Origin of the sequence: Providencia sp. Me31A (assembly GCF_050487165.1) — a bacterium.
In the GTDB taxonomy this organism is placed as follows: domain Bacteria; phylum Pseudomonadota; class Gammaproteobacteria; order Enterobacterales; family Enterobacteriaceae; genus Providencia.
Genome location: NZ_JBKQGZ010000008.1, coordinates 72486 through 95877, shown reverse-complemented (window position 1 = coordinate 95877; position 23392 = coordinate 72486). Strand labels below are relative to the sequence as shown.

Here is a 23392-nt window from a genome sequence, read left to right as displayed (position 1 = left end):
TATTAATTAGTTGAAAATGGCATGATATCAGCCCAAACCAACAACCAAATAGTCACATAGGCAAAAATGGCGGCAATAATATCATCAATCATGATGCCAAAACCGCCACTTACCTTCCTATCAAAGATACGTATTGGCCACGGTTTCCACATATCATAAATGCGGAAAATGAAAAATGCGGTAACCACCCACTCAAAATCAACCACAGGAATAGCCATCAGCGTTATCCACATGCCAATAAACTCATCCCAAACAATACTACCATGATCATGAATTTTCATATCGTCGGAAGTGCGCTGGCAAATCATACAGCCCAACCAAAACCCAACGATAATCAAGACCCATAGGCTCCAAACTGGCATTCTCGCCATTAATAACCAAAAAGGTATCGCAGCAAGAGAGCCCATTGTGCCCGGCACAATAGGCGAAAGTCCACTGCCAAACCCTGTGGCCAATAAATGCCAAGGATTACGCATATTCAGCCGTTTTTTTGCTTCCGCTTTCTCTTGGCGAGTCGCCATACTACGCACCTTCCGAAACAAAATGATCAAAACCTTTAAGGTTTACATCAACTTCTTGATTATTGCAAAAATAGCGAATGCCTTCAGACTGTGGTTTGATTTGCCCAATACACGTAAATCCTGAGCCTGTATGGGCTAACGCCATTTCTAGTGCACCACGGTTTATCTCAGGTACGGTGAAGCATAACTCATAGTCCTCCCCCCCACCGAGCGACCATAAGCGGCTTTGCTCAACGCTGCAACTTTGTTTTAACGCCTCCGACTGAGGCAAAGAATCCAAATTAATTCGAGCCCCACACCCGCTGGCCTTCAATATATGGTTAAGATCAGAAATCAAGCCATCCGAAACATCAATCGCAGAGGACGCTAAATTGCGAAGTGCTTGGCCTTGCAAAATACGGGGTTGTGGGCGTAAATGACGGGCAAGTAGCCACTCTTTATATTCGCTATTTTTTACGTTTAACCTATCTTGTAAAATAGCCAGACCCGCCGCGCTATCACCTAATGTGCCCGTGACATAAATCCAATCACCATTATGTGCACCTGCGCGGGACAAGGCTTTTCCTTGTGGCACTAACCCATGAACAGTATAAGTTAGGCTCATAGGTCCGCGAGTAGTATCACCGCCAATTAGCTGCATACCGTAATAATGCAACTGCTCAAATAAGCTATCGCTAAACGACTGTAACCAAGCACAATCAACGCAAGGTAATGTGATCGCTAAAGAAACCCAAGCAGGATCAGCCCCCATTGCGGCAAGATCACTTAAATTAGACGCTAACGATTTATAAGCAAGATCATCAGGGGAAATAGTAGGTAGGAAATGAATCCCCGAAACGAGAGTATCAGTACTCACAGCAAGTTGCTGTTTTTCTGGAAGGGTCATCAACGCACAGTCATCCCCAATACCGATATTGACATCACGTCGGTTAGTTGTGTGACGGTTAAAATAACGCGCGATGAGGTCAAATTCGCCATATGACATGGTAGATTTTCCGTGTTCGCTATAACTATTTTCGTTTTAAGTAAAACAAGTAATTCATACTCTAACTAATTCAAATAACAGGTGAAATTATCAATCCGTATATCATCTCATTACAATAGAAATAACAAAAACCTACGATTTGAAATATCACAAGCATACAAATATGAAGGCAGACTGGAAACCAGCCTACCTTTTGACTACGGTGATCTTACAGGGGGGAACCCTGATTTTTTACTTTTTACGACGAACAGCAGGAGCTGCTTTATCCAGTACGCCATTGACAAACTTATGGCTATCTTCTGCGCCAAAGACTTTAGCCAGCTCAATACCTTCGTTAATTGCAACTTTGTAAGGAACATCTTCTCGGAAACTGAGCTCAAACATAGAAACACGTAAAATCGCTTTTTCTACTTGCCCTAACTCTTCGAGCTGACGAGATAAATACGGTGCCATCAGTTGATCAAGTTTTGTTGCGTTCGTTGCAACACCTGATAACAGTTCACGAAAATAGTTTACGTCAACGTCAGACATGTCCTGTTCAGCAATAAACTCATATTCGACGTCAGCAATTGGATTGCCAGATAATTGCCATGAATAAATGGCTTGCACAGCACACTCACGAGCGCGGCGACGAGCAGCAGGTTTCACAAGATTCCCCTTAAAATTAAAAACTGTACACGTAAATATTCGAGTGTATAGAAAGCTTAGCCTAACAATTAGCGTTAAGACAACACGATTACACTAATTATCAAAATAAAAAACTATACCTCTCGATATATGACGTGTATTATTTGCCTTTAATGGCTTTAATTACATTAATCATTTCTAGTGCAGTCAGCGCAGCTTCTGCACCTTTATTACCTGCTTTAGTCCCTGCACGTTCAATAGCTTGCTCGATATTTTCAGTCGTTAACACACCAAAAGTAACGGGAACTTCGCTGTTCATTGCAACGTGAGACAGGCCAGAGCTACACTCACCAGCCACGTATTCAAAGTGAGCTGTGCCACCACGAATAACCGTACCTAATGCAATGACTGCATCATATTTTTTCGTTTCCACCAGTGCTTTGGTGGTTAACGGCAGCTCATAGGCACCTGGAACCCAAACAATAGTAATATTGTCATTTGAAACCTGACCAATGCGTTCTAACGCATCAATAGCACCTTCCAGCAGACTATCATTAATAAAGTTGTTAAAACGAGCGATAGCGATAGCAATACGCGCTTTTGGCGCAGCAACGACACCTTTAATTACGTTCATAACCTTCCTCTAATATTAATTATAACCCGCGGGGCGCGGATTTTATCACATTCTTTTGTTACCGTACGCTCGATTTTCAAAAAAACGCACTTACCATACAGGACGAAGCCTGACTCGTAGGTCATCTCCGACTTTTTCCACATCTGTAAATTCAAACTTTGGGGCATCAGCTAATGCATTGAGTGGTGGGAAATCCACCAAACCTCGAGCACTGCTCCCTAATAATTTAGGCGCAATATACACAATTAATTCATCGACTAAGCCGAGCTTTAATAATGAACCCGCTAACTTTGCACCCGCTTCTACCCAGATGCTGTTCACATTCCGCTTAGCAAGCTGCATCATTAAAATCACAAGATCAGTCCCATTATCATCTGTGGGAATAGCTATTTGCTCAATATTCCCTTTATCTATGACTTGGTTGCTTGGATTGGCACTAACTAACCAACACTCGCCATCATGCTGCGTGACTTTATGGCTTGCCGTTACACGATGATGGTTATCTAAGATAATGCGGATCGGCTGGCGCAATTGTTCTTCTGGATAGCTTTGTTGAACGTCGGCAGGTAGTTCATCCCAACGTACTGTCAAAGAGGGGTCATCCGCAACCACGGTGCTACTGGTGCTTAAAATCGCACTAGCTTCTGCACGAAACGCCTGCACATCTTTACGGGCTGCTGGGCTCGTTATCCACTTACTTTCACCAGACTCAAGTGCCGTTCTACCATCTAGCGAGGCCGCTAATTTTAACTGGATATAAGGGAAGCCTGTTCGCATACGCTTTAAGAAACCACGATTAGCTGCTTCCGCTTGGTCTAAAAGGAGATTACTGCGAGTTTCAATTCCCGCTTGAGATAACATATACAGGCCGCGACCTGCAACTTGCGGGTTTGGGTCTTGCATGGCAGCCACCACACGGCTTACCCCTGCATTAATTAACGCTTCGGCGCAAGGCGGCGTTCTTCCATGATGGCTACAAGGCTCTAATGTTACATAGGCAGTTGCACCTTGAGCCTTTTCACCCGCCATTCTCAGCGCATGAACTTCAGCGTGAGGCTCACCCGCTTTTTGGTGATAACCTTCTCCGACAATAACGCCATCACGAACAATAACGCAACCGACATTCGGGTTTGGTGATGTGGTAAAGCGCCCCTTTTTAGCAAGCTCAAAAGCACGAGCCATATAAATGCTATCTTGTTCAGTCATTTGCGTTAATCCTGTAATTTAGCGATTTCTTCGCCAAACTCACGCACATCTTCAAAGCTACGGTAAACAGAAGCAAAACGAATATAGGCGACTTTATCAAGCTTTCTGAGTTCTTCCATTACCAAGCTCCCAATAAGTTTAGATGGAACTTCACGCTCCCCCGTGGCTCGTAACTGGGATTTGATTGAAATAATGGCTTGTTCAATGTCATCTGAGCTCACTGGGCGTTTTTCTAGTGCTTTTTGCATACCACGGTTAAGCTTTTCTTCATCAAACGGCTCACGAACTTCGTCACTTTTAATAACCCGGGGCATAACCAGCTCTGCAACTTCGAAAGTGGTAAAGCGTTCATGACAAAGCAAACATTGCCGGCGCCTGCGTACTTGAGAGCCTTCACCAACCAGACGCGAGTCGATGACTTTCGTATCTACAGCTGAGCAGAATGGGCAGTGCATAGCGTTTCCTGAATCTATTTACGGAGAGTTAGTTTACCCTACTATGCAAGAAAAAACACCCTGTAAGATAGTGCTTACAGGGTGTTCATAACGCATCATAATTTGTGCAAGAAGAAGGTTTAATTTTCCATCGACAACTCAAATTATATTGAGTCTGAGTTGATTTTAACTGACTAAAACCAACTCATTTTAACCTTGCTATCTAAGCTTAAGGCAGTAATGACTCGTGGTCTGCACCTTCTTTCTCGACTTTCGCTTGAATCAAGTGTTCACGCTTCATACCCATCTTCAGTGCTAATGCAGAAGCCACATAAATCGATGAGATAGTACCGATTGTCACACCAATTAACATAACCAATGAGAAGCCTTCCAGCATCGCGCCACCAAACAGGTACAGCATCAGAACCACTAATAATGTGGTCGCTGACGTCATGATGGTACGGCTCAATGTTTGTGTCAAAGAGACGTTCATGATTTCGTACGGTGTACCGCGACGAATTTTACGGAAGTTTTCACGGATACGGTCTGATACAACGATACTGTCGTTCAGCGAGTAACCGATTACTGACATCAATGATGCCACGATAGTCATATCTATCTCTATATGGAACAAGGACAGAATACCTAAAGTGATCACCACGTCATGCGCAAGAGACAATACAGCCCCTGCCGCTAAACGCCATTCAAAACGGAACCCGACGTAAATCAGGATACAAATCAGCGCAGTTAACAGAGCCAATGCCCCTGTTTGCGCCAATTCAGCACCGACACTCGGGCCAACGAATTCAATACGTTTTACCGTCGCTTTCTCATCCACATTTTGGTTGATAATGGTGATGATCTCTTTGCCAACTTCTTGCCCCGCAGTCCCTTCAATTGGCGGAATGCGGATCATGATGTCACGGCTGCTACCAAAGTTCTGAATTAATGGGTCTTTATGGTTTGAGTTAGATAAGCTATCACGGATCTTATCCAAATCAGCTGGCTGACTTAAGTTGATTTCAATTACCGTTCCCCCTGTGAAATCTAAGCCCCAGTTAAAACCTTTGACGCCAATAATCACAAAAGAAGCAATCAGTAATACGATTGAAATACTAAAGGCAACGTTGTCCCAGCGCATAAAGTCATAAACTTTACGACCATAGTTCAATTGTTCAACAGTATAATCCTGTGCCACAACGTGCTCCTTAAATTGACAGCTTGTTAATACGTTTACCGCCGTAAAGCAGGTTCACGATAGCACGTGTACCAACAATAGCTGTAAACATAGAGGTTGCGACACCAATCGCTGTCGTAATCGCAAAGCCTTTAATCGAGCCTGTACCCACTGCGTAAAGAATAATTGCAGTAATCAGCGTCGTTAAGTTTGCGTCTGTAATACTTGAGAAGGCGCCTTTATAGCCTTCATGAATCGCTTGCTGGACAGACCGCCCATTTCGCAGCTCTTCTTTTATCCGCTCATTAATTAGAACGTTTGCATCAACCGCAACCGCAAGGGTTAACACGATACCGGCGATACCTGGCATGGTAAGTGTCGCTCCTGGTAATAAGGACATAACACCCACAATTAACACCAAGTTTGCCAACAGCGCGCTACTCGCAATCAAACCAAATTTACGATAGTAGATAATCATAAACAGAATTGACGCTAACAGACCCGCGATACACGCCTTCAGACCTTGTTCGATATTTTGCAGCCCCAATGTTGGACCAATTGTACGTTCTTCAACGATTTGAATTGGTGCAATCAACGCACCTGCACGCAACAATAATGAAAGCTGACGAGCTTCATTCCCGTTGTTAATACCCGTAATACGGAATTTGCTACCGAAGCGTGCAGAAATACGTGCCGCATTGATAACTTTTTCGTCTTTTACCAAGATAGAACGGCCGGTTGCATCTTTTTTGCCACTGTCTTTATATTCAACAAACAATGTCGCCATCAGTTTGTCTTGGTTATCACGTGTAAAGTCAGACATGATAGAACCACCAGAACTATCAAGGCTGATACTCACTTGTGGTTGACCATTTTCATCAGCTTCTGATGTTGAGTCCGTAATGTGGTCACCCGTTAAAATAACACGCTTATACAGCACATAAGGCATGCCTTCACGGTCATATTTAACCTCTGAATCACCGGGAACACGACCACTTTCAGCCGCTGATGAGTCAATACTGGTATTAACTAAACGGAACTCTAACGTTGCCGTCGCGCCTAAAATCTCTTTTGCGCGAGCAGTATCTTGAATACCTGGTAATTCAACAACGATTCGGTCAGCACCTTGGCGTTGCACTAATGGTTCAGCAACCCCTAATTGGTTCACACGGTTACGAATGATGGTAATATTCTGAGAAACCGCATAGTTACGAGCTTCACGTAAGCGCTCGTCGGTCATGACAGCGATCATTGTGTTGTCACTGCCATCACTGAACACTAAATCAGGGTATTTACGTGCCAGTGCTTTTTCTGCTTTGCTACGATCGTCAGCGTTACGGAAGCGAACTTCAACGCTATAATCATTGCCTTTACGAATAGAAGAGTACGGAATGCCTTCTTGACGCAAGTCATTACGTAAACCATCCATGTTTTGTTCCTGCAATTTACCTAATGCAGTGTCCATATCAACTTCCATTAGGAAGTGAACCCCACCACGCAGGTCAAGACCCAGCTTCATCGGTTCGCCACCGATAGCTTCAAGCCACTTAGGCGTTGCAGGTGCAAGGTTTAATGCAACAACATACTGATCACCCAGTGCATTCATGATCACTTCACGTGCACGTAATTGAACATCAGAGTTGTTGAAACGGGCTAAAATGGCCCCATTTTCTAGAGAGATAGATTTACTCTCGATCTTATCGTCTTTTAACGATTTTTGGACTTGGATCAGCGTTTGTTCATTGGCGGCGGTTCCCCGCACGCCAGTGATCTGAACAGCCGGATCCTCACCATATAGGTTTGGAAGTGCATAAAGCAGACCGATGAGGATCGCAAAGATCAACATCAGATACTTCCACAAAGGATAACGGTTTAGCACGGCAGTTCCCTTCGGGAGAATCAGAATTAAATTGCTTTCATTGTGCCTTTAGGTAAAACAGCAGCAACAAAATCACGTTTGATGGTTACTTCTGTGTTCTCACTCAACTCAAGAACCACATAACCCGTTTCAGACACTTTAGTCACACGCCCGATTAAACCGCCAGTTGTTAAAACTTCATCACCTTTGGTGATAGATTCCATCAATTTGCGGTGTTCTTTCGCACGTTTTTGCTGTGGACGCAAAATCATGAAATAGAAGATCAGCGCAAAAACAACAAGCATGATAACCATTGTATATGGGCTACCTTGCGCTGGTGCTCCAGCTGATGCTGCTGCATCAGAAATAAAAAAACTCATTCAACTTTCCTCATTGTTTTATTGAAAGCAATTTTACCTACAAAAAAGCTAAGTTTGATATGCTACACAGATTAATCGCATTTCGCACTTAAATTCATTCGTTATTTAGTGAAGGCTCGGGTTTACCTATCTTCTGGTAAAAATCTTTTGCGAACTCTACAAAATTTCCATTTTCAATGGCTTGACGAATACCCGCCATCAAGCGTTGATAATAACGCAAGTTATGAATGGTATTTAGCCTTGCACCAAGAATTTCGTTACATCTATCAAGGTGATGTAAGTAAGCGCGGCTATAATGACGACAAGTATAGCAGTCACAATCTGCATCCAGTGATGAGGTGTCAGATTTATACTTAGCATTACGAATTTTTACCACGCCGTTTGTAACAAATAAATGTCCGTTTCGTGCATTTCGCGTTGGCATCACACAATCAAACATATCAATACCGCGACGGACACCTTCCACCAAGTCTTCCGGTTTCCCTACCCCCATTAAATAACGTGGTTTCTCTGCCGGAATTTGCGGGCAAACGTGTTCTAAAATACGATGCATATCTTCTTTCGGTTCACCGACAGCAAGGCCGCCTACAGCGTAACCATCAAAGCCAATTTCCACCAGCCCCTTAACCGAAATATCTCGTAAATCTTCGTAAACACTGCCTTGAATAATACCAAATAACGCATTTTTATTGTTTAACTCGTCAAAACGTTGACGACTACGTGCAGCCCAACGCAGTGACATTTCCATTGATGTCTTCGCATAATCCCAATCCGCGGGGTATGGCGTACACTCGTCGAAAATCATGACAATATCTGAGCCGAGGTCATATTGAATTTCCATCGACTTTTCAGGGCTTAAGAAGACCTTCTCACCATTAATTGGATTACGAAAGTGCACGCCTTCTTCTTTAATTTTACGCATTGCGCCAAGACTAAAGACTTGAAAGCCCCCTGAATCCGTTAAAATTGGCCCTTGCCATTGCATGAAATCATGGAGGTCGCCATGCAATTTCATAATTTCTTGCCCCGGACGCAACCACAAGTGGAATGTGTTACCCAACAGAATTTGAGCGCCCGTTTCTTTAACTTCTTCAGGCGTCATTCCTTTCACCGTGCCGTAAGTTCCTACGGGCATAAACGCAGGTGTTTCTACGACGCCTCGGTCAAACACTAAGCGACCGCGACGAGCATTGCCATCGGTCGTTTGTAATTCGTATTTCACATTTGCCTCCTAGCAGCAGAAAAACAGTCTGGTGCTATCAATAATATTAATTTACTAAGCAAGCAGCCGATGCCGCCGCTTAGAACTGATTATTCGCCAATTTTCTCGGAGCTTGCATGCGTATTTGGCGTGATAAACATCGCATCACCATAACTAAAAAAACGATATTTTTGTTCAACCGCTTCTTTATACGCATTCATAGTATTTTTATATCCAGCAAATGCAGAAACCAACATAATTAATGTCGATTCTGGTAAGTGGAAATTGGTGATAAGTGCATCTATCACTTGATATTTATAACCGGGATAAATGAATATCTGGGTATCATCGAAAAATGGAGCAATGAGTGCATCTTGGCTAGCTTTTGCTGCACTTTCAAGAGAGCGAACAGACGTCGTCCCGACAGCAACAACCCGACTACCTCGTGCTTTACAGGCTAAAACAGCATCCACAACTTCCTGTGGTACTTCTGCATATTCTGAATGCATGATGTGGTCTTCGATAGTATCAACACGTACAGGTTGAAAAGTACCGGCTCCCACATGCAAAGTCACAAATGCCATTTCAACACCTTTTTGGCGCAATTTTTCAAGCAGAGGTTCATCAAAGTGCAAGCCCGCCGTTGGTGCTGCTACAGCCCCTGGTTTTTCACTATACACTGTTTGATAAAGCTCTTTATCCGCTTCTTCATCAGGCCGGTCGATGTATGGAGGCAGTGGCATATGACCAATTTGGTTCAAAATGCTCAAAACGTCCCGCTCATCATCAAAACGCAGTTCAAACAGTGCGCCGTGGCGCGCTACCATCGTTGCATTAACGCTTTCATCTTCACCTAACAAAAGTTCAGAGCCTTCTTTCGGTGCTTTTGATGCTCTGACATGAGCCAGTACGCGGTGTTCATCCAACATACGTTCAATAAGAACTTCAATTTTGCCGCCACTAACTTTGCGACCAAATAACCTCGCAGGGATCACTCGGGTATTATTGAATACCAGTAGATCTCCTTTCTCCAATTTTTCTAAGACATCCGTAAAAATACCATGCGTTAGCTGCCCTGAACTGCCATCAAGACTCAATAATCGGCAAGCGCTACGCTCTGCCTGTGGATAGTGGGCAATCAGTTCTTCGGGTAATTCAAAAGTAAAATCAGAAACACGCATTGTATTGACATCAATCTAAAAAAAACAGGCAACTAGTCTAGTGCCACACCGACTTTGGCGCAAGAAATAAGCGCAAAAACGAACAAAAAAACACCATTATTTAACAAATATTTTGTTAGCAAAAAATTCTGGATGTTATTTATCCATTTACAGAATGGATCATTTCAATTTCCCTAAGCTTTCATGACAAGTTGATTTCTACCTTTTTCCTTTTATCTCTCAATACGGATACCCATGAATTTCAAAGTAGAGGAATTATTTATTTCTCTACCAAGTAATGTCCTATGGATTTCGAATCACAGCTAGGCAAATTACCTATGACTCTAACTATCAAAAACATTTTTTCTTTTGCTTCTCAATACTGATACCCATAAATTTCAAATTAGAGGAATTATTTATTCCCTCCACCAAGTAATGTCTTATGGATTCCGAATCACAGCTAGGCAAATTACATACAATTCTAACTATCAAGAACATTTTCTCTTTTGCCTCTCAATACTAATACCCATGAATTTCAAATTAGAGGGATTCATTATTCCTCTACCAAGTAATGTCCTATGGATTTCGAATCACAGCTAGGCGGCAAACGAGTGAAGCCCTAGGAGCATACACCAGTATGTGACTAGGGTTCGCGAGTGCAGCCAACAACGCGGTGGTTTGAAAGACGACGGACATTAGGTATATTATTAGGATATGAACTACCTAGCCCACCTCCACTTAGCCCATCTCGCTGACAGCTCCTTGCTCGGTAATATCATGGCTGACTATGTTCGCGGTAATCCTACTGGCCTTTACTCGCCTGAGATTGTAGCGGGTATTTTCATGCATCGAGCCGTGGATAGAACGACAGATACCCACCCGCTGGTCAAAGAAGCTAAAGCCCTATTTCGTGATGAATATCGCCGGGTTGCCCCTATTACATTAGATTTAGTCTGGGATCACTTTTTGTCACGACATTGGTCAACCATTGAGCCTACCATTTCATTAATTGATTTTGTCCATAATTGCCGAACAATTATTGAGCCACAGCTCTGTCATACCCCTGAAAAATTTCAAGAGTTAAATGAATATTTGTGGCCTCAGCAATGGTTAATTCGCTATGCAGACAAAAGTTATTTGGGAAAATCGCTCAATGGCATGGCGAAAAGGCGACCAAAGTTAAGCGCACTAAGTGGCTCATTTAATGACTTTTTATTACAATATGACAAGCTTGAAAATATTTTCTTTCAATTTTATCCACAAATGATGGATAACGCACTGCAACATTTTTTTGCACAAAATGTCACAATAAACACAAAGGAATAAATTAAAGCTTGTACTTTGGTAGAATAAAACTATCTTATTGATATTAGTTTCATAAACCAATATCATTAATAGGTAAAAACTATCACAATAATCGGTTTAAATGTCTTTATTATCAAAAGATATTTTCTTATTCTTTTGGGAGTCTACGCCCTCATATCCATTCGACATGGAATAGAAAGGGCAACAAACCTTTAATTCAAACTCATAGGAGTAAATTATGGTTCTGGTAACACGTCAAGCCCCTGACTTTACTGCTGCAGCTGTTTTAGGTAACGGTGAAATCGTTGATAACTTCAATCTGAAACAACACCTGAACGGCCGCCCAGCAGTGATCTTCTTCTGGCCAATGGACTTTACTTTCGTTTGCCCTTCAGAGCTGATCGCATTCGATCATCGCTACGAAGAATTCAAAAAACGTGGTGTTGAAGTTGTTGGTGTGTCTTTTGACTCTGAATTCGTTCATAACGCATGGCGTAAAACACCTGTAGATAAAGGTGGTATCGGTGAAGTTAAATATCCGATGGTTGCTGATGTTAAACGTGAGATCATGAAAGCATACGGCATTGAGCACCCAGAAGCGGGTGTTGCTCTTCGTGGTTCTTTCCTCGTAGACAAAAACGGTGTTGTTCGTCACCAAGTCGTTAACGACCTGCCATTAGGCCGTAATATCGACGAAATGCTGCGTATGGTTGACGCACTGCAATTCCACGAAGAGCACGGTGACGTTTGTCCTGCTCAGTGGGAAAAAGGTAAAGAAGGCATGAACGCATCTCCGAAAGGCGTTGCTGACTACCTGACCAAAAACTCTACAAAACTGTAATCAATTCTGATTCTGTTTTTAGAAAGCGGGTTCGATACCCGCTTTTTTCTTTTTTTGTGAACCATCGTCTATTTTGTTCTCTTCCCATTATTAATAATTCCACCCAGTTAACATTTCTTAACTCAAATAATCTTCACTTCACACCATTGTATGTTATACATTTAGAACGCAAATAATTAACAAATTATTAATATTACTATTTGTGTGCTTAAACATCTTACCTAACCTAAATTGGGAGATATGCATGTTCAAAACTTCATTACGACCTACGGTATTATTGCTTTCCTTATTTGTTTCAACCCATCTATATGCTGCCTCTGAACCTGCTGTTGAAGCAAAAAAAGGCATGGTTGTTTCCTCTCAACACTTAGCCTCCCAAATTGGTGCGGATATTCTTAAATCCGGGGGAAATGCCATTGATGCTGCCGTAGCAGTTGGCTATGCACAAGCCGTTGTTAATCCATGTTGCGGTAATATTGGTGGAGGTGGTTTCATGACCATCCACTTAGCCGATGGAAAAGATCTATTTATTAATTTTAGAGAGACCGCTCCTGCCGCCTCTAACGCTGACATGTATTTGGATAAAGAGGGTAAACTCATTAAAGATGCTAGCCTTTATGGCTATTTGGCCTCTGGTGTGCCAGGAACGGTCAAAGGCCTAGACTATGCGTTAGAAAAATACGGAACCATGAGCCGCCAGCAAGTCATGGAGCCTGCTATCAAACTTGCCAGAGAAGGTTTTGTGCTCACCCGTGCAGACACTGACGTCCTAGATACAACGACCGAGCGTTTCAAACAAGACCCTGAAGTCGCACGTATTTTTCTGAAACCGAATGGCAGTGCTTATCAGCCCGGAGATTTGTTAGTCCAAACAGATTTAGCCAATACTCTTGAGAAAATAGCAAAAAATGGCCCATCAGCCTTTTATGAAGGTGAGATCCCTAAAATTGTTGAAGAGGCGTCAAAGAAAAATGGGGGGATCTTAACCGCCAAAGACTTTGCCGAGTACACCATCACCGATACCACACCTGTCACCTGTACTTATCGAGGCTATAAGTTTATTTCAGCGCCACCACCGAGCTCTGGGGGCGTGACGATTTGCCAAACCTTAAATATTTTAGAAGGTTATGACCTTAAAGAAATGGGCTTTAATTCTGCGGATTATATTCATACGCTAACCGAAGCGATGCGCCATGCTTATATGGACCGAAATACCTTCCTCGGTGACCCTGAGTTTGTCGATAACCCAACAGAAAAACTACTCAGCAAGGCCTATGCAGAGGAATTACGTAAAGAAATAAAACCAAATCAAGCCACGCCATCAACCCAAGTTCAACCGGGAATGGGGCCTCATGAAAAGCCTGAAACGACTCACTACTCTGTCGTCGATGATAAAGGAAATGCAGTATCAACCACTTACACCATTAATGGCCGTTTTGGTTCTGTCGTGATCCCGCCAGGAACAGGCTTTTTCTTAAATGATGAAATGGATGATTTCACGACCAAAGTGGGCGAAAAAAACCTGTATGGTTTAGTACAAGGTGAACGCAATTCTATTGCTCCAGGTAAACGACCACTTTCATCCATGAGCCCAACTATCGTAACGAAAGATGGCAAAGTGTTCTTAGTGCTTGGCTCACCGGGAGGCTCAAGGATTATCTCCATCACCTTACAAACCGCCTTGAATATTATTGATCACGGCATGCCACCACAGGAAGCCGTTAATGCACCACGTATTCACCATCAATGGTTACCAGACGAAGTCTATTATGAGCAAAGAGGGCTATCTAAAGACACCTTAGGATTATTGGATAAAATGGGATACAAAATGGTTGAACAAACGCCTTGGGGAGCCGCTGAATTGATTATGGTTGCCATTCCAGAAGGCGCTGGCGTCAGTGCAACCTCTTCAGGTAATGACTCCGCCGTCTCAGGGAAAGTGCGCGAAGGCTTTATCTACGGCTCTAACGATGTACGCCGCCCAGCAGGTAGTGCGGTTGGAGTTGATTGACAAATAACTAACATAGGAGGGCCGCAAAGTAGCGGCCTTTCTATTCAATACGTAAAATTACTAGACTTGCTTATGTTGCGTAGCGGGTGACACAAACTTATCACATAAGATAGCGACCACCAAAACAACGAGCGTTGGCAAAACCCATACTAAATCCTGTTTATACAGTGGCATCACAGTCATCCACTCTGGAATGTAGACTTTCAAATGTTCAGAAGCTTTCACCGCGCCAATTAAGCCCACAACAAAGCTGACTAACATGGTTGGGGCAATCACCACCGTTGGGTTCCTCCAAAACTTGAGTGTGAAGCTCAGTAAGATCAACACAATACAAGGGGGATAGATGGAAACCAATACTGGTAGAGAAAAGGCAATTAACTTACTTAACCCTAAGTTTGAGATCACCATAGAGAAAACACCAAGGATCAACACTAGTGTACGATAAGAAATTGGCACATAACGGCTAAAGAATTCAGCACACGCACAGGTTAAACCCACGGCCGTTACCATACAGGCAACAAAAATTAATACAGCGAGGAAAAAGCTACCGTAACCACCAAAAGTGTACTGCACATAGGTATGCAGAATATCAGCACCATCTTCTGGATTCGGGATCAGAGAACCACTGTTTTCACCCAACTTAAACAGCGATAAATACACCAGAGTCAATAACACTCCCGCAATTAAGCCAGCCCACATCGTATAACGAGTCAGTAACGAAGAGTTCTCAATACCTCGTGAGCGAGCCGCATTGACAATAACAATACCAAACACCATCGCTCCAAGGGTATCCATGGTAAGATAGCCGTTAATGAAACCGTTAGAAAACGCCATATCACGGTATTCAATGGTCGAAGGAATTGGCTCACCCGCAGGCCACATTACCGCAGCCACACCTAGAATGGCCAAAGCAATCATTTTCACTGGCGCAAGAATATGCCCTACGCTATCAAGTAACTTGCCCGGATATAACGAAATACCGATGACTAAAACAAAGTAAACTACGCTATAAATCAGAAGCAACATGTCTGATTCACCACCAAATAATGGTGCAATTCCGACTTTATAAGATACAGTGGCTGTTCTTGGGGTGGCGAATAGCGGCCCAACAGATAAATATGCCACGACCGCCAGCAATAACCCAGCCGCTTTACCTACTGGCGTACTGAGAGCTTCAATGCCGCCCCCTACTTTAGCCAACGCGATGACGGTTAAAACCGGTAGACCAACACCCGTAATAAGAAAACCTAGCGCGGCGGTCCAAACGAGTTCCCCCGCCTGTAAACCAACCATTGGAGGGAAAATGATATTTCCTGCCCCAACAAATAACGCAAAGGTCATAAAACCTAATGCAATGATATCTCTTGATGATAAACGATGAGCCATATTATGTTAATTTTCAGTAACGGAAATAGAAGATTAGGGATATACACTTAGCAACCCTTTGAAATATATATAGCGAGATAGAATTCTGATAAACATACTGTTAACAATATAAAAAAGTATGTTCTTTTGTATCTAACAAATGAAAAATCAAAAAACAGAAAAATTCGCCAATAACTGACAACAAGTAGAACTTTTATAGGGCAAAAAGGCAATAGCAAACCTGAAAACAAGAGGAAATAACTAAACTAACTTTCAGAACCAGTGATTCCTTTCAGGAAAATTACAATCTCCGTTATATGATTTGTTCGAAAAATAAACAACTCACCATTTTATCATTAAATTTTACCGATAATTAGCAGTATATCGCTTCTTAAAATCACCTATTCATAAAATAATATATAAAAAGAATGTATTAATAGAGTTAATTAATTAAATGATGAGAGGAATTCACTTTACTAATATTTTAATTTTATTAATAAAGTGAAGTTAATTATGCTTTTTTTAGCTTTTTATCATCAACAATTAAAACCGGAGGTAAGGTAAATGAAAACTCACTACCTTTACCGAGCTGGCTAGTCACAATTAACTGGCTACTGTGGTGTTGAACTGCGTGTTTAACAATCGCTAAACCGAGCCCTGTCCCACCCCCACCTTGGCGTGAGCGTGCTTTATCCACACGATAAAACCGTTCTGTTAAGCGAGGAAGGTGCTCTGCGGAGATCCCGGGGCCATTATCCCTCACACTAAAGCGTGCGCCATTGCTATTTCTTTGCCAATCGACCCAAATTTTGCTTCCGTCAGGCGTGTGGCTGACAGCGTTATAGATTAAATTTGCCACCGCACTACGCAGTTGCTCCTCATTGCCATGAACCCGTAGCTTTTCATCAATATTAAATTCAAACTGATGACGACCTTGGCTTAAACTTAGTGCTTCTTGTTCAATCATTTTGAGGATAACAGGGATATTTACTTGCTCATCTAGATTAATTTGGGGGGCGATTTCAATGCGAGATAACTGTAATAGCTGTTTAACTAAGTTATCCATTCGATGAGTTTGATCTTGCATTACATGTAAGGCTTTTTTATTAACGGCAGGAATATCCTCTTGATCATCCATCACCTCAAGATATCCTTGAATAACCGTCAAAGGCGTACGTAGTTCGTGGCTTACATTCGCAAAAAAGTCCCTGCGTGCTTTTTCCAAACGACGTTTTTCAGTGACATCACGAGCCACCATCAATAACTGCCCTTCGGTATATGGTAAAATACGAAACTCAACGATTTCACCGCTGTTGAGTTCGATGGTCAGCGCCTGTTCATAGCTTTTAATCGAAAAATAACGGCTAAAATCAGGGTAACGTAATAAGTTAAAAATGTGCTGACCATTATCTTCCGGCCATCGAAAACCAAGTAACGCTTGAGCGTGGCGGTTACACCAGAAAATATTGCCTTCCGTCGTCATCATCACCACTGCATCAGGTAAAGATTCCGCCCCGCTACGAAAACGTTTAATTAACTGGCCTAACTCACGGCGGCGTTTACGGTTACGTTGCTGCATTTGATAGATGCCATAAAATATTGGCGCCCATCCCCCTTTACCTTCTGGCGGCAGCATACTTTTATCAAGCCATAACCAGTAGGAAAGTTTTAGTAAGTTATATCCATGCCAACCTAATGCTGCCAATAATGATATCACCAAAAGCCACGCGAGGTGGCCGATAAAAATGGATAATATCAATGCGGGTAAGATAAATAAAAACAGCCCCCAAATCAGCTGTTTAATTGATAAGCGTTCAAGCACGCTGGCCTCTCCCTAGGTGGTATCAATAACGGACTGAAAAACGGTAACCTGTACCGCGTACGGTTTGTACCATTCTATCATGCCCTTCCGTTTCCAGTGCTTTTCTTAAGCGTCGAATATGGACATCCACTGTTCTGTCTTCCACATAAACATTCGCCCCCCACACATAATTAAGCAGTTGTTCGCGACTATACACGCGCTCGGGGTGGGTCATAAAGAAATGCAGTAACTTATATTCCGTCGGCCCCATGTCGATAGGAATATCATTGCTGGTAACACGATGAGATGTGGGATCTAATGTTAACCCATTCATTTCAATAATATCCTCTGTCGCCATCGGTGAAATACGGCGCAAAATGGCTTTCACTCGTGCAATTAACTCTTTTGGGGAAAATGGCTTAATTAAATAGTCGTCAGCCCCGACTTCTAAGCCTTTTACGCGATCTTCTTCTTCCCCTCGCGCTGTTAGCATCATGACAGGGACATCGCGTGTTGCGCTATCGCGTTTCATATGCTTAATGACTTGGATACCTGAGCCACCAGGGATCATCCAATCCAGTAGCACTAAATCGGGTAGTGGGTCGACAAGCTGAGCTATTGCGCTGTCATAATCATCAGCTTCAATAGATTGAAAACCATTCTGTTCTAATACAAAACAAACCATTTCTCGGATGGGCGCTTCATCTTCAACAACTAGAATGCGTCTTGCCATGATTGTTCCTGTAAATAAGAAGACATTTTTAATGTGAAAGCATTATGCGTCACTTTTATGACAGAATTATGAACCCCCACCGGTAAAGCATATATTCCGCTTTATTTTAGCGGCTAAATGTCATCTAAGTGAAATATTTCAGTCATGTTACGATAAATGCACCGACTTTGCCCAACCAATTAGATGGATAAGGTATACTGTTTCTTAGAATATTCATTACACTTAATAATGAAAGGAATTGATAGCTCATGCGCATTATTCATACCTCTGACTGGCACCTTGGTCAGTATTTCTTTACCAAAAGCCGTGCGTCTGAGCACCAGCATTTCTTAAATTGGCTAGTCGAACAAGTCGAACTCCACCATGTAGATGCGGTTATTGTTGCAGGTGATATTTTTGATACCGGCTCACCACCCAGTTACGCACGTGAACTGTATAACAAGTTTGTCGTCGACCTGCAAAAAACAGGCTGCCAGTTAGTCATTTTAAGCGGTAACCATGATTCCGTATCCGTGCTTAATGAATCAAGTTCTCTACTCAGCTATCTTAATACCCATGTGATCACATCAGGAACAGAGCCCAATGTTATCACTTTACGCAATAAGCAATCACAACCAATTGGGCTAGTTTGCGCGATCCCATTCCTGCGCCCTCGGGATATACAACAGAGCGTTGCAGGACAAAGCAGTGAAGAAAAACAACTTTCACTGCAAACCGCTATTCATGACTATTACAAAATGAGCTATCAACTCGCCCTAGAGCAACGCGCGACATTAGGTCTCGATATCCCGATTATTGCGACAGGGCACTTAACAGTTATCGGTGCTGCACTCACAGATTCAGTGCGTGACATATATATTGGTACCTTAGATGCTTTCCCATCAGGGGCATTTCCCCCAGCAGATTACATTGCATTAGGGCATATCCATCGTCCACAAGTTATTGGTGGACAACAACATATTCGTTATTGTGGCTCTCCAATTGCACTGAGTTTTGATGAAGCGACACAGCAAAAAAGTATTTGTTTGGTAGAATTCGACGGGAGTGCACTTTCACACGTTATCCCCTTAGAGATCCCTATCACTCAGCCACTGCAAAGTCTCACGGGATCTTTAAAAGAGATAGAACAACAACTTGAGATCTGGAAAGATCATCAAGGGGAAAAGCCAGTCTGGCTGGATATCGAAGTGGCTTCTCAAGATTATTTGGTCGACATTCAACAACGCATTGAGTCTTTAACTCACAACCTTCCCGTTGAAGTGGTGCTATTGCGCCGTGCACGTAAGCAAAAGCAAGGGCACTCCCCTGTACTGCCCAATGAAACGCTTAGCGAGCTGAATGCAGAAGAGGTATTCCTACGCCGCTTGGCGGAAGAATCTCTTGATGATCCAGAGCGTGAACAGCGTCTAATCCAACTATTTAAACAATCTGTTGCTGAATTGAGCCAAGAGTAACGGGATCAATATGAAAATTTTAAGCCTACGTCTAAAAAATATTAATTCTCTCAAAGGTGAATGGAAAATTGACTTCACACAAGAACCCTTTGCTAGTCAAGGATTGTTTGCTATTACCGGTGCAACTGGAGCAGGGAAAACCACATTATTGGATGCAATTTGCTTAGCGCTATATCATCAAACACCACGATTAGGCCCGATTTCAAAAAGCAAAAATGAATTGATGACCCGCCATACGGGGGAATGCCTTGCTGAGGTAGAATTTGAAGTCAAAGGCGTGGCTTATCGCGCCTTTTGGAGCCAACGACGTGCAGGAAATAAAGCAGATGGTAACTTGCAAGATGCAAAAGCCGAGTTAGCTCAGGTTTCTGACGGTAAAATATTAGCCGTCAAAATCACGGAAGTTCGTGATAAAATAGCCAAAATTACTGGACTTGATTTCGGTCGTTTCACTAAATCCATTTTGCTTTCCCAAGGGGATTTTGCGGCATTTTTAAATGCTTCCGAAAAAGAAAGAGCCGATTTATTAGAAGAAATTACGGGCACTGAAATTTATAGTCAAATTTCGATTTATATATTTAATCAATATAAACAAGCAAAAACCAATTTAGACTTATTAAAAGCCAGAGCCCAAAGTATTAATTTACTTACGGAATCAGAGCATCAGGAATTGCTGAAAAGGCAAAGTCAATTAACTGAGCAAGAAACTCAACTGAAGAAAAAACAACTTCACCACCAAAAAGGGGTTAATTGGTGGCAACAGCATCAGCAGCTCACCCAGAGAATGCAATCCCTTGATAATGAAATAAAAAAAGCTGAGCTTGAATGGCAAACTGCCCAGCCTCAATTGAAGAGGCTGGCTGACAATGCCCCAGCAGAATCACTTCGTCCGTTATGGCAAGAGGTTGAACGCCAGCAGCAATTGATCATTGAATATACCGCTAAACAAAATCTATTACAGCAAAGCTTACAAGCTCAGCAGGAAAAACAAGCCCCACTACAGAACCAGCTCATCCAATCACAGGAACAATATCGCCAACACATGGATTTTGTGAAGCAACAGAATCAATTGATAGAAGACGTTGTCCGTCCCCTTGATAACCAACTGGCTCAATTGAAGCAGCAATATCTAGAGTTCTCTCAACAGCTTATTGAGAAGCAAGCTGCATTTGATCAAAAACAGCAGCGAGTTAATCAAACCCAACTGCAAATCCAAACCGCTAATCATCAATTAAATCAACTTAATGCTTTTCTAGACGCTAACCCTATAGATGCTGAAATTAGCGCGCAAGTAGGAAGCTGGAAACAGCAAGGTCGTTTGGTCTTTGAATTAGCGGATAAACTTACAAACTTAAACCGAAAACAGCAAACACTCTCGAAAGAAATAGAAACGTTACAAAGCGATAAACAGCAACGCACCCAGCAACTATCTGAAAAGCACAGCGCCTTACAACACAGTTCAACCGCATTTAGCCAATTAGAAGGAAATTATAAAAATAGTCAAGAAAAACAAAATATTAATACTGTTCATCAACATATTGAACAATTACAATCCCAATTGCAGCATGCGAAACTATTGCCATTGCTATTATCCCAATGCATAACAACACAAAAGCAATTGCAACAACAGCACCAACAACAAAGTGAATTAACTGACTCAATTACTCAAACCCAAAAAGAACAAGACATTACTGCCAACCGTATCAATGAACTTGCGCCGCTTATTAAATTAACCAATGAAAAGCGGCAACTAGAACAGAAAATTGTCAGTTTAGAAAGTGAACGCCAACAATTACTTGCGGGTCAGCCATGCCCATTATGCGGTTCAACCGAACACCCAGCGGTAAAGGACTATCAGTCTATTCAGCTAAGTGAAACCCAGCAGCAACTCATTGAACTCACTGAGAAGCTTGATAACCTCAAGCAACATCATGCGGGGCTAGTTTCACTGTTAGCGACACAGAATCAACGCCTGAGCGAAAATGCCGAGCTACAACAAAAATCCATAGTTCAATTAGATGTTCTCAACCAGAAATGGAAGCAAACCTGTCAGCAAGCACTCACTCCAGATTTAGCCCAAAACGAACAGTCTGTCAGCGAATTGATTGATAACTTAACAGCTAGACTCACTACGCAGCAAAAAATCATTACCGATTTCACCTTACTTGAACGTGAATATCAACAAGCTAAGCAACAGCAACAAGAGCAGCAAGCTCACCTTAAACAATTACAATCCGACCTGTTATTAGTTGAAGAGCGTTTGAAATACCAAACCCAACAGCTTGATGATACGCAGATAGAACTAAATCAACTAAAACAACGTTGGCAGGCGCAAACAATGCAATTAAATGCATTACTAACCCCGTTTAACCTTAAGTTGCCTGAGAGCGAAAAATTCGATGAATGGGTTGATGAGGTCACTCAACGCGGTGAATTATTCAATCGTCAAAAAATAGCTGCACAAGCCCTCAACCAGCAAATTGAGGTCAATAATGCTACATTGAAATCTGAGTCTGAACAATTACAACTGCTTAGCCAACAACTCGAGTCTGAGAAAGAACTACTTACAAAAATAAAAAGTGATTTAGAACAAAAAGATAGCCAGCGAAAAACATTACTTTCTGGGCTTCCTGTAAGCCAATTTATTCAACAACTAAATATTCAACAAGAGCAGCTTTCACAGACACAAGAGCAACTGAGTAAGCAACTTATCGAGATTGATAAGGCTATTGCTGCGATGAATGGAAGTTATCAGGAGCTTGAGGCAGCACGCCAAAAAACCATGTTGGCACAAACACAAGCCCAAACACAATTCACTCAAGCATTAGAAATTAGTCCATTTACTCACCAACAAGAATTTCTTGCTGCATTATTAAATAACGAGGAAAAACAACAACTTAAAGAATTAAAACTGCAACTTACCCAGGCGCAGGTGCAATGTGAAATCCGCCATAAAGAAGGGCGACTGGCAATCGAAACACTGAATCAACAGCGTATCCCTGATTTAGCAGAACTCTCCGAAGCTCAATTACACACTATTGTGGCCTCTTTAGAGGAAGAAATAAAACTGTTAAACCAAGAACAAGGGCAAATAATCAATCGGTTAGATACCGATAAACAGCAACGCCATCAACAACAAGATTTACTGCAAGAAATACAAAAAAGCCAATTAAGTTATGACGATTGGAGCTATTTAAATTCACTTATCGGATCGGCTGAAGGGGATAAATTCCGCCGATACGCCCAAGGTTTAACCCTTGATTGCCTAGTATCTCTTGCCAATCAACAATTGGATAAACTGTATGGGCGCTACTTATTACAGCGCAGTCATCAAGCTAATCTTGAATTGCAAGTGATTGATGGTTGGCAGGCTGACACAGTCCGAGATATTAAAACGTTATCAGGCGGAGAAAGCTTTTTAGTCAGCCTAGCATTAGCTTTAGCCTTGTCAGATATGGTGAGTAACCGAACGCAGTTGGAATCCCTATTCTTAGATGAGGGCTTTGGCACACTAGATTCAGAAACCTTAGACATAGCGCTTGATGCGTTGGAAAGCTTAAATGCATCAGGCAAAACTATTGGAGTGATCAGCCACGTTGAAGCGATGAAAGAGCGTATTCCAGTACAAATAGCCGTGAAAAAAGCCAATGGACTTGGCTTTAGCGAGTTACCCGCACAATACCGCGTAAATTAAAGCTT

19 protein-coding genes are annotated in these 23392 nt (G+C 42.3%); 5 read left to right on the top strand and 14 right to left on the bottom strand.

Annotated features, from left to right (window positions below; all coding sequences use genetic code 11):
• Window positions 1-2: 2 nt before the first annotated feature.
• From pgpA to queA, 11 genes are all read right to left on the bottom strand, one after another.
• Entirely contained in the window at window positions 3-521 is a 519-nt protein-coding gene (gene pgpA / locus ACLPIE_RS08165) for a phosphatidylglycerophosphatase A (protein WP_430261026.1), read from the bottom strand.
• 1 nt (window position 522) lies between these two features.
• Window positions 523-1506, bottom strand: coding sequence for a thiamine-phosphate kinase (thiL, locus tag ACLPIE_RS08160; RefSeq protein ID WP_430261025.1), 984 nt, complete (start codon window positions 1504-1506; stop codon window positions 523-525).
• Window positions 1507-1737: 231 nt separating this feature from the next.
• Entirely contained in the window at window positions 1738-2154 is a 417-nt protein-coding gene (nusB, locus tag ACLPIE_RS08155) for a transcription antitermination factor NusB (RefSeq protein ID WP_430261024.1), read from the bottom strand.
• A 139-nt stretch (window positions 2155-2293) separates the two neighbouring features.
• Window positions 2294-2767, bottom strand: coding sequence for a 6,7-dimethyl-8-ribityllumazine synthase (ribH, locus tag ACLPIE_RS08150; protein WP_430261023.1), 474 nt, complete (start codon window positions 2765-2767; stop codon window positions 2294-2296).
• A gap of 90 nt (window positions 2768-2857) precedes the next feature.
• Window positions 2858-3973 carry a bifunctional diaminohydroxyphosphoribosylaminopyrimidine deaminase/5-amino-6-(5-phosphoribosylamino)uracil reductase RibD gene (gene ribD, locus ACLPIE_RS08145; RefSeq protein WP_430261022.1) on the bottom strand — a complete coding sequence of 372 codons (1116 nt, stop codon included), beginning with the start codon at window positions 3971-3973 and terminating at the stop codon, window positions 2858-2860.
• A 5-nt stretch (window positions 3974-3978) separates the two neighbouring features.
• On the bottom strand, window positions 3979-4428 hold the full coding sequence (gene nrdR / locus ACLPIE_RS08140; RefSeq protein WP_430261021.1) for a transcriptional regulator NrdR: 450 nt from the start codon (window positions 4426-4428) through the stop codon (window positions 3979-3981).
• Between the two features lie 208 nt (window positions 4429-4636).
• The gene (secF, locus tag ACLPIE_RS08135; RefSeq protein ID WP_430261020.1) at window positions 4637-5605 is read right to left on the bottom strand and encodes a protein translocase subunit SecF; all 969 of its coding nucleotides are present in this window, start codon (window positions 5603-5605) and stop codon (window positions 4637-4639) included.
• Window positions 5606-5615: 10 nt separating this feature from the next.
• The gene (gene secD / locus ACLPIE_RS08130) at window positions 5616-7463 is read right to left on the bottom strand and encodes a protein translocase subunit SecD (RefSeq protein ID WP_430261019.1); all 1848 of its coding nucleotides are present in this window, start codon (window positions 7461-7463) and stop codon (window positions 5616-5618) included.
• A gap of 26 nt (window positions 7464-7489) precedes the next feature.
• Window positions 7490-7822 carry a preprotein translocase subunit YajC gene (gene yajC, locus ACLPIE_RS08125; RefSeq protein WP_430261018.1) on the bottom strand — a complete coding sequence of 111 codons (333 nt, stop codon included), beginning with the start codon at window positions 7820-7822 and terminating at the stop codon, window positions 7490-7492.
• A 94-nt stretch (window positions 7823-7916) separates the two neighbouring features.
• Window positions 7917-9044, bottom strand: a complete 1128-nt coding sequence (tgt, locus tag ACLPIE_RS08120; protein ID WP_430261017.1) for a tRNA guanosine(34) transglycosylase Tgt — start codon at window positions 9042-9044, stop codon at window positions 7917-7919.
• 89 nt (window positions 9045-9133) lie between these two features.
• Window positions 9134-10204 (bottom strand): tRNA preQ1(34) S-adenosylmethionine ribosyltransferase-isomerase QueA, encoded by a 1071-nt coding sequence (gene queA, locus ACLPIE_RS08115; RefSeq protein WP_430261016.1) that lies wholly within the window; start codon window positions 10202-10204, stop codon window positions 9134-9136.
• Between the two features lie 693 nt (window positions 10205-10897).
• On the opposite strand from queA, the gene ACLPIE_RS08110 reads away from it, so the two are divergent.
• From ACLPIE_RS08110 to ggt, 3 genes are all read left to right on the top strand, one after another.
• Entirely contained in the window at window positions 10898-11509 is a 612-nt protein-coding gene (locus ACLPIE_RS08110; protein WP_430261015.1) for an acyl carrier protein phosphodiesterase, read from the top strand.
• A 217-nt stretch (window positions 11510-11726) separates the two neighbouring features.
• Window positions 11727-12329: a peroxiredoxin C gene (locus ACLPIE_RS08105; protein ID WP_430261014.1), complete on the top strand. Its 603-nt coding sequence runs from the start codon at window positions 11727-11729 to the stop codon at window positions 12327-12329.
• A gap of 244 nt (window positions 12330-12573) precedes the next feature.
• Window positions 12574-14340 carry a gamma-glutamyltransferase gene (ggt, locus tag ACLPIE_RS08100; RefSeq protein ID WP_430261013.1) on the top strand — a complete coding sequence of 589 codons (1767 nt, stop codon included), beginning with the start codon at window positions 12574-12576 and terminating at the stop codon, window positions 14338-14340.
• A 60-nt stretch (window positions 14341-14400) separates the two neighbouring features.
• Here ggt and brnQ read toward each other — a convergent pair whose 3' ends face one another.
• From brnQ to phoB, 3 genes are all read right to left on the bottom strand, one after another.
• The gene (gene brnQ / locus ACLPIE_RS08095; RefSeq protein WP_430261012.1) at window positions 14401-15726 is read right to left on the bottom strand and encodes a branched-chain amino acid transport system II carrier protein; all 1326 of its coding nucleotides are present in this window, start codon (window positions 15724-15726) and stop codon (window positions 14401-14403) included.
• Between the two features lie 490 nt (window positions 15727-16216).
• Complete coding sequence (phoR, locus tag ACLPIE_RS08090) at window positions 16217-17527, bottom strand: phosphate regulon sensor histidine kinase PhoR (protein ID WP_430261011.1); 1311 nt, start codon at window positions 17525-17527, stop codon at window positions 16217-16219.
• Between the two features lie 22 nt (window positions 17528-17549).
• Window positions 17550-18239, bottom strand: coding sequence for a phosphate regulon transcriptional regulator PhoB (gene phoB, locus ACLPIE_RS08085; protein ID WP_430261010.1), 690 nt, complete (start codon window positions 18237-18239; stop codon window positions 17550-17552).
• 248 nt (window positions 18240-18487) lie between these two features.
• On the opposite strand from phoB, the gene sbcD reads away from it, so the two are divergent.
• A complete protein-coding gene (sbcD, locus tag ACLPIE_RS08080) occupies window positions 18488-19693 on the top strand; it encodes an exonuclease subunit SbcD (protein WP_430261009.1) in 1206 nt (401 codons plus the stop codon).
• A 10-nt stretch (window positions 19694-19703) separates the two neighbouring features.
• Window positions 19704-23387 carry an SbcC/MukB-like Walker B domain-containing protein gene (locus tag ACLPIE_RS08075; protein WP_430261008.1) on the top strand — a complete coding sequence of 1228 codons (3684 nt, stop codon included), beginning with the start codon at window positions 19704-19706 and terminating at the stop codon, window positions 23385-23387.
• Window positions 23388-23392: the final 5 nt, after the last annotated feature.

Bases quoted from the DNA above. Each gene is read 5' to 3' on its own strand.
- pgpA (WP_430261026.1), bottom strand. From the start codon at position 521: ATGGCGACTCGCCAAGAGAAAGCGGAAGCAAAAAAACGGCTGAATATG.
- thiL (WP_430261025.1), bottom strand. From the start codon at position 1,506: ATGTCATATGGCGAATTTGACCTCATCGCGCGTTATTTTAACCGTCAC.
- ribH (WP_430261023.1), bottom strand. From the start codon at position 2,767: ATGAACGTAATTAAAGGTGTCGTTGCTGCGCCAAAAGCGCGTATTGCT.
- ribD (WP_430261022.1), bottom strand. From the start codon at position 3,973: ATGACTGAACAAGATAGCATTTATATGGCTCGTGCTTTTGAGCTTGCT.
- nrdR (WP_430261021.1), bottom strand. From the start codon at position 4,428: ATGCACTGCCCATTCTGCTCAGCTGTAGATACGAAAGTCATCGACTCG.
- yajC (WP_430261018.1), bottom strand. From the start codon at position 7,822: ATGAGTTTTTTTATTTCTGATGCAGCAGCATCAGCTGGAGCACCAGCG.
- queA (WP_430261016.1), bottom strand. From the start codon at position 10,204: ATGCGTGTTTCTGATTTTACTTTTGAATTACCCGAAGAACTGATTGCC.
- ACLPIE_RS08110 (WP_430261015.1), top strand. From the start codon at position 10,898: ATGAACTACCTAGCCCACCTCCACTTAGCCCATCTCGCTGACAGCTCC.
- ACLPIE_RS08105 (WP_430261014.1), top strand. From the start codon at position 11,727: ATGGTTCTGGTAACACGTCAAGCCCCTGACTTTACTGCTGCAGCTGTT.
- ggt (WP_430261013.1), top strand. From the start codon at position 12,574: ATGTTCAAAACTTCATTACGACCTACGGTATTATTGCTTTCCTTATTT.
- brnQ (WP_430261012.1), bottom strand. From the start codon at position 15,726: ATGGCTCATCGTTTATCATCAAGAGATATCATTGCATTAGGTTTTATG.
- phoB (WP_430261010.1), bottom strand. From the start codon at position 18,239: ATGGCAAGACGCATTCTAGTTGTTGAAGATGAAGCGCCCATCCGAGAA.
- sbcD (WP_430261009.1), top strand. From the start codon at position 18,488: ATGCGCATTATTCATACCTCTGACTGGCACCTTGGTCAGTATTTCTTT.
- ACLPIE_RS08075 (WP_430261008.1), top strand. From the start codon at position 19,704: ATGAAAATTTTAAGCCTACGTCTAAAAAATATTAATTCTCTCAAAGGT.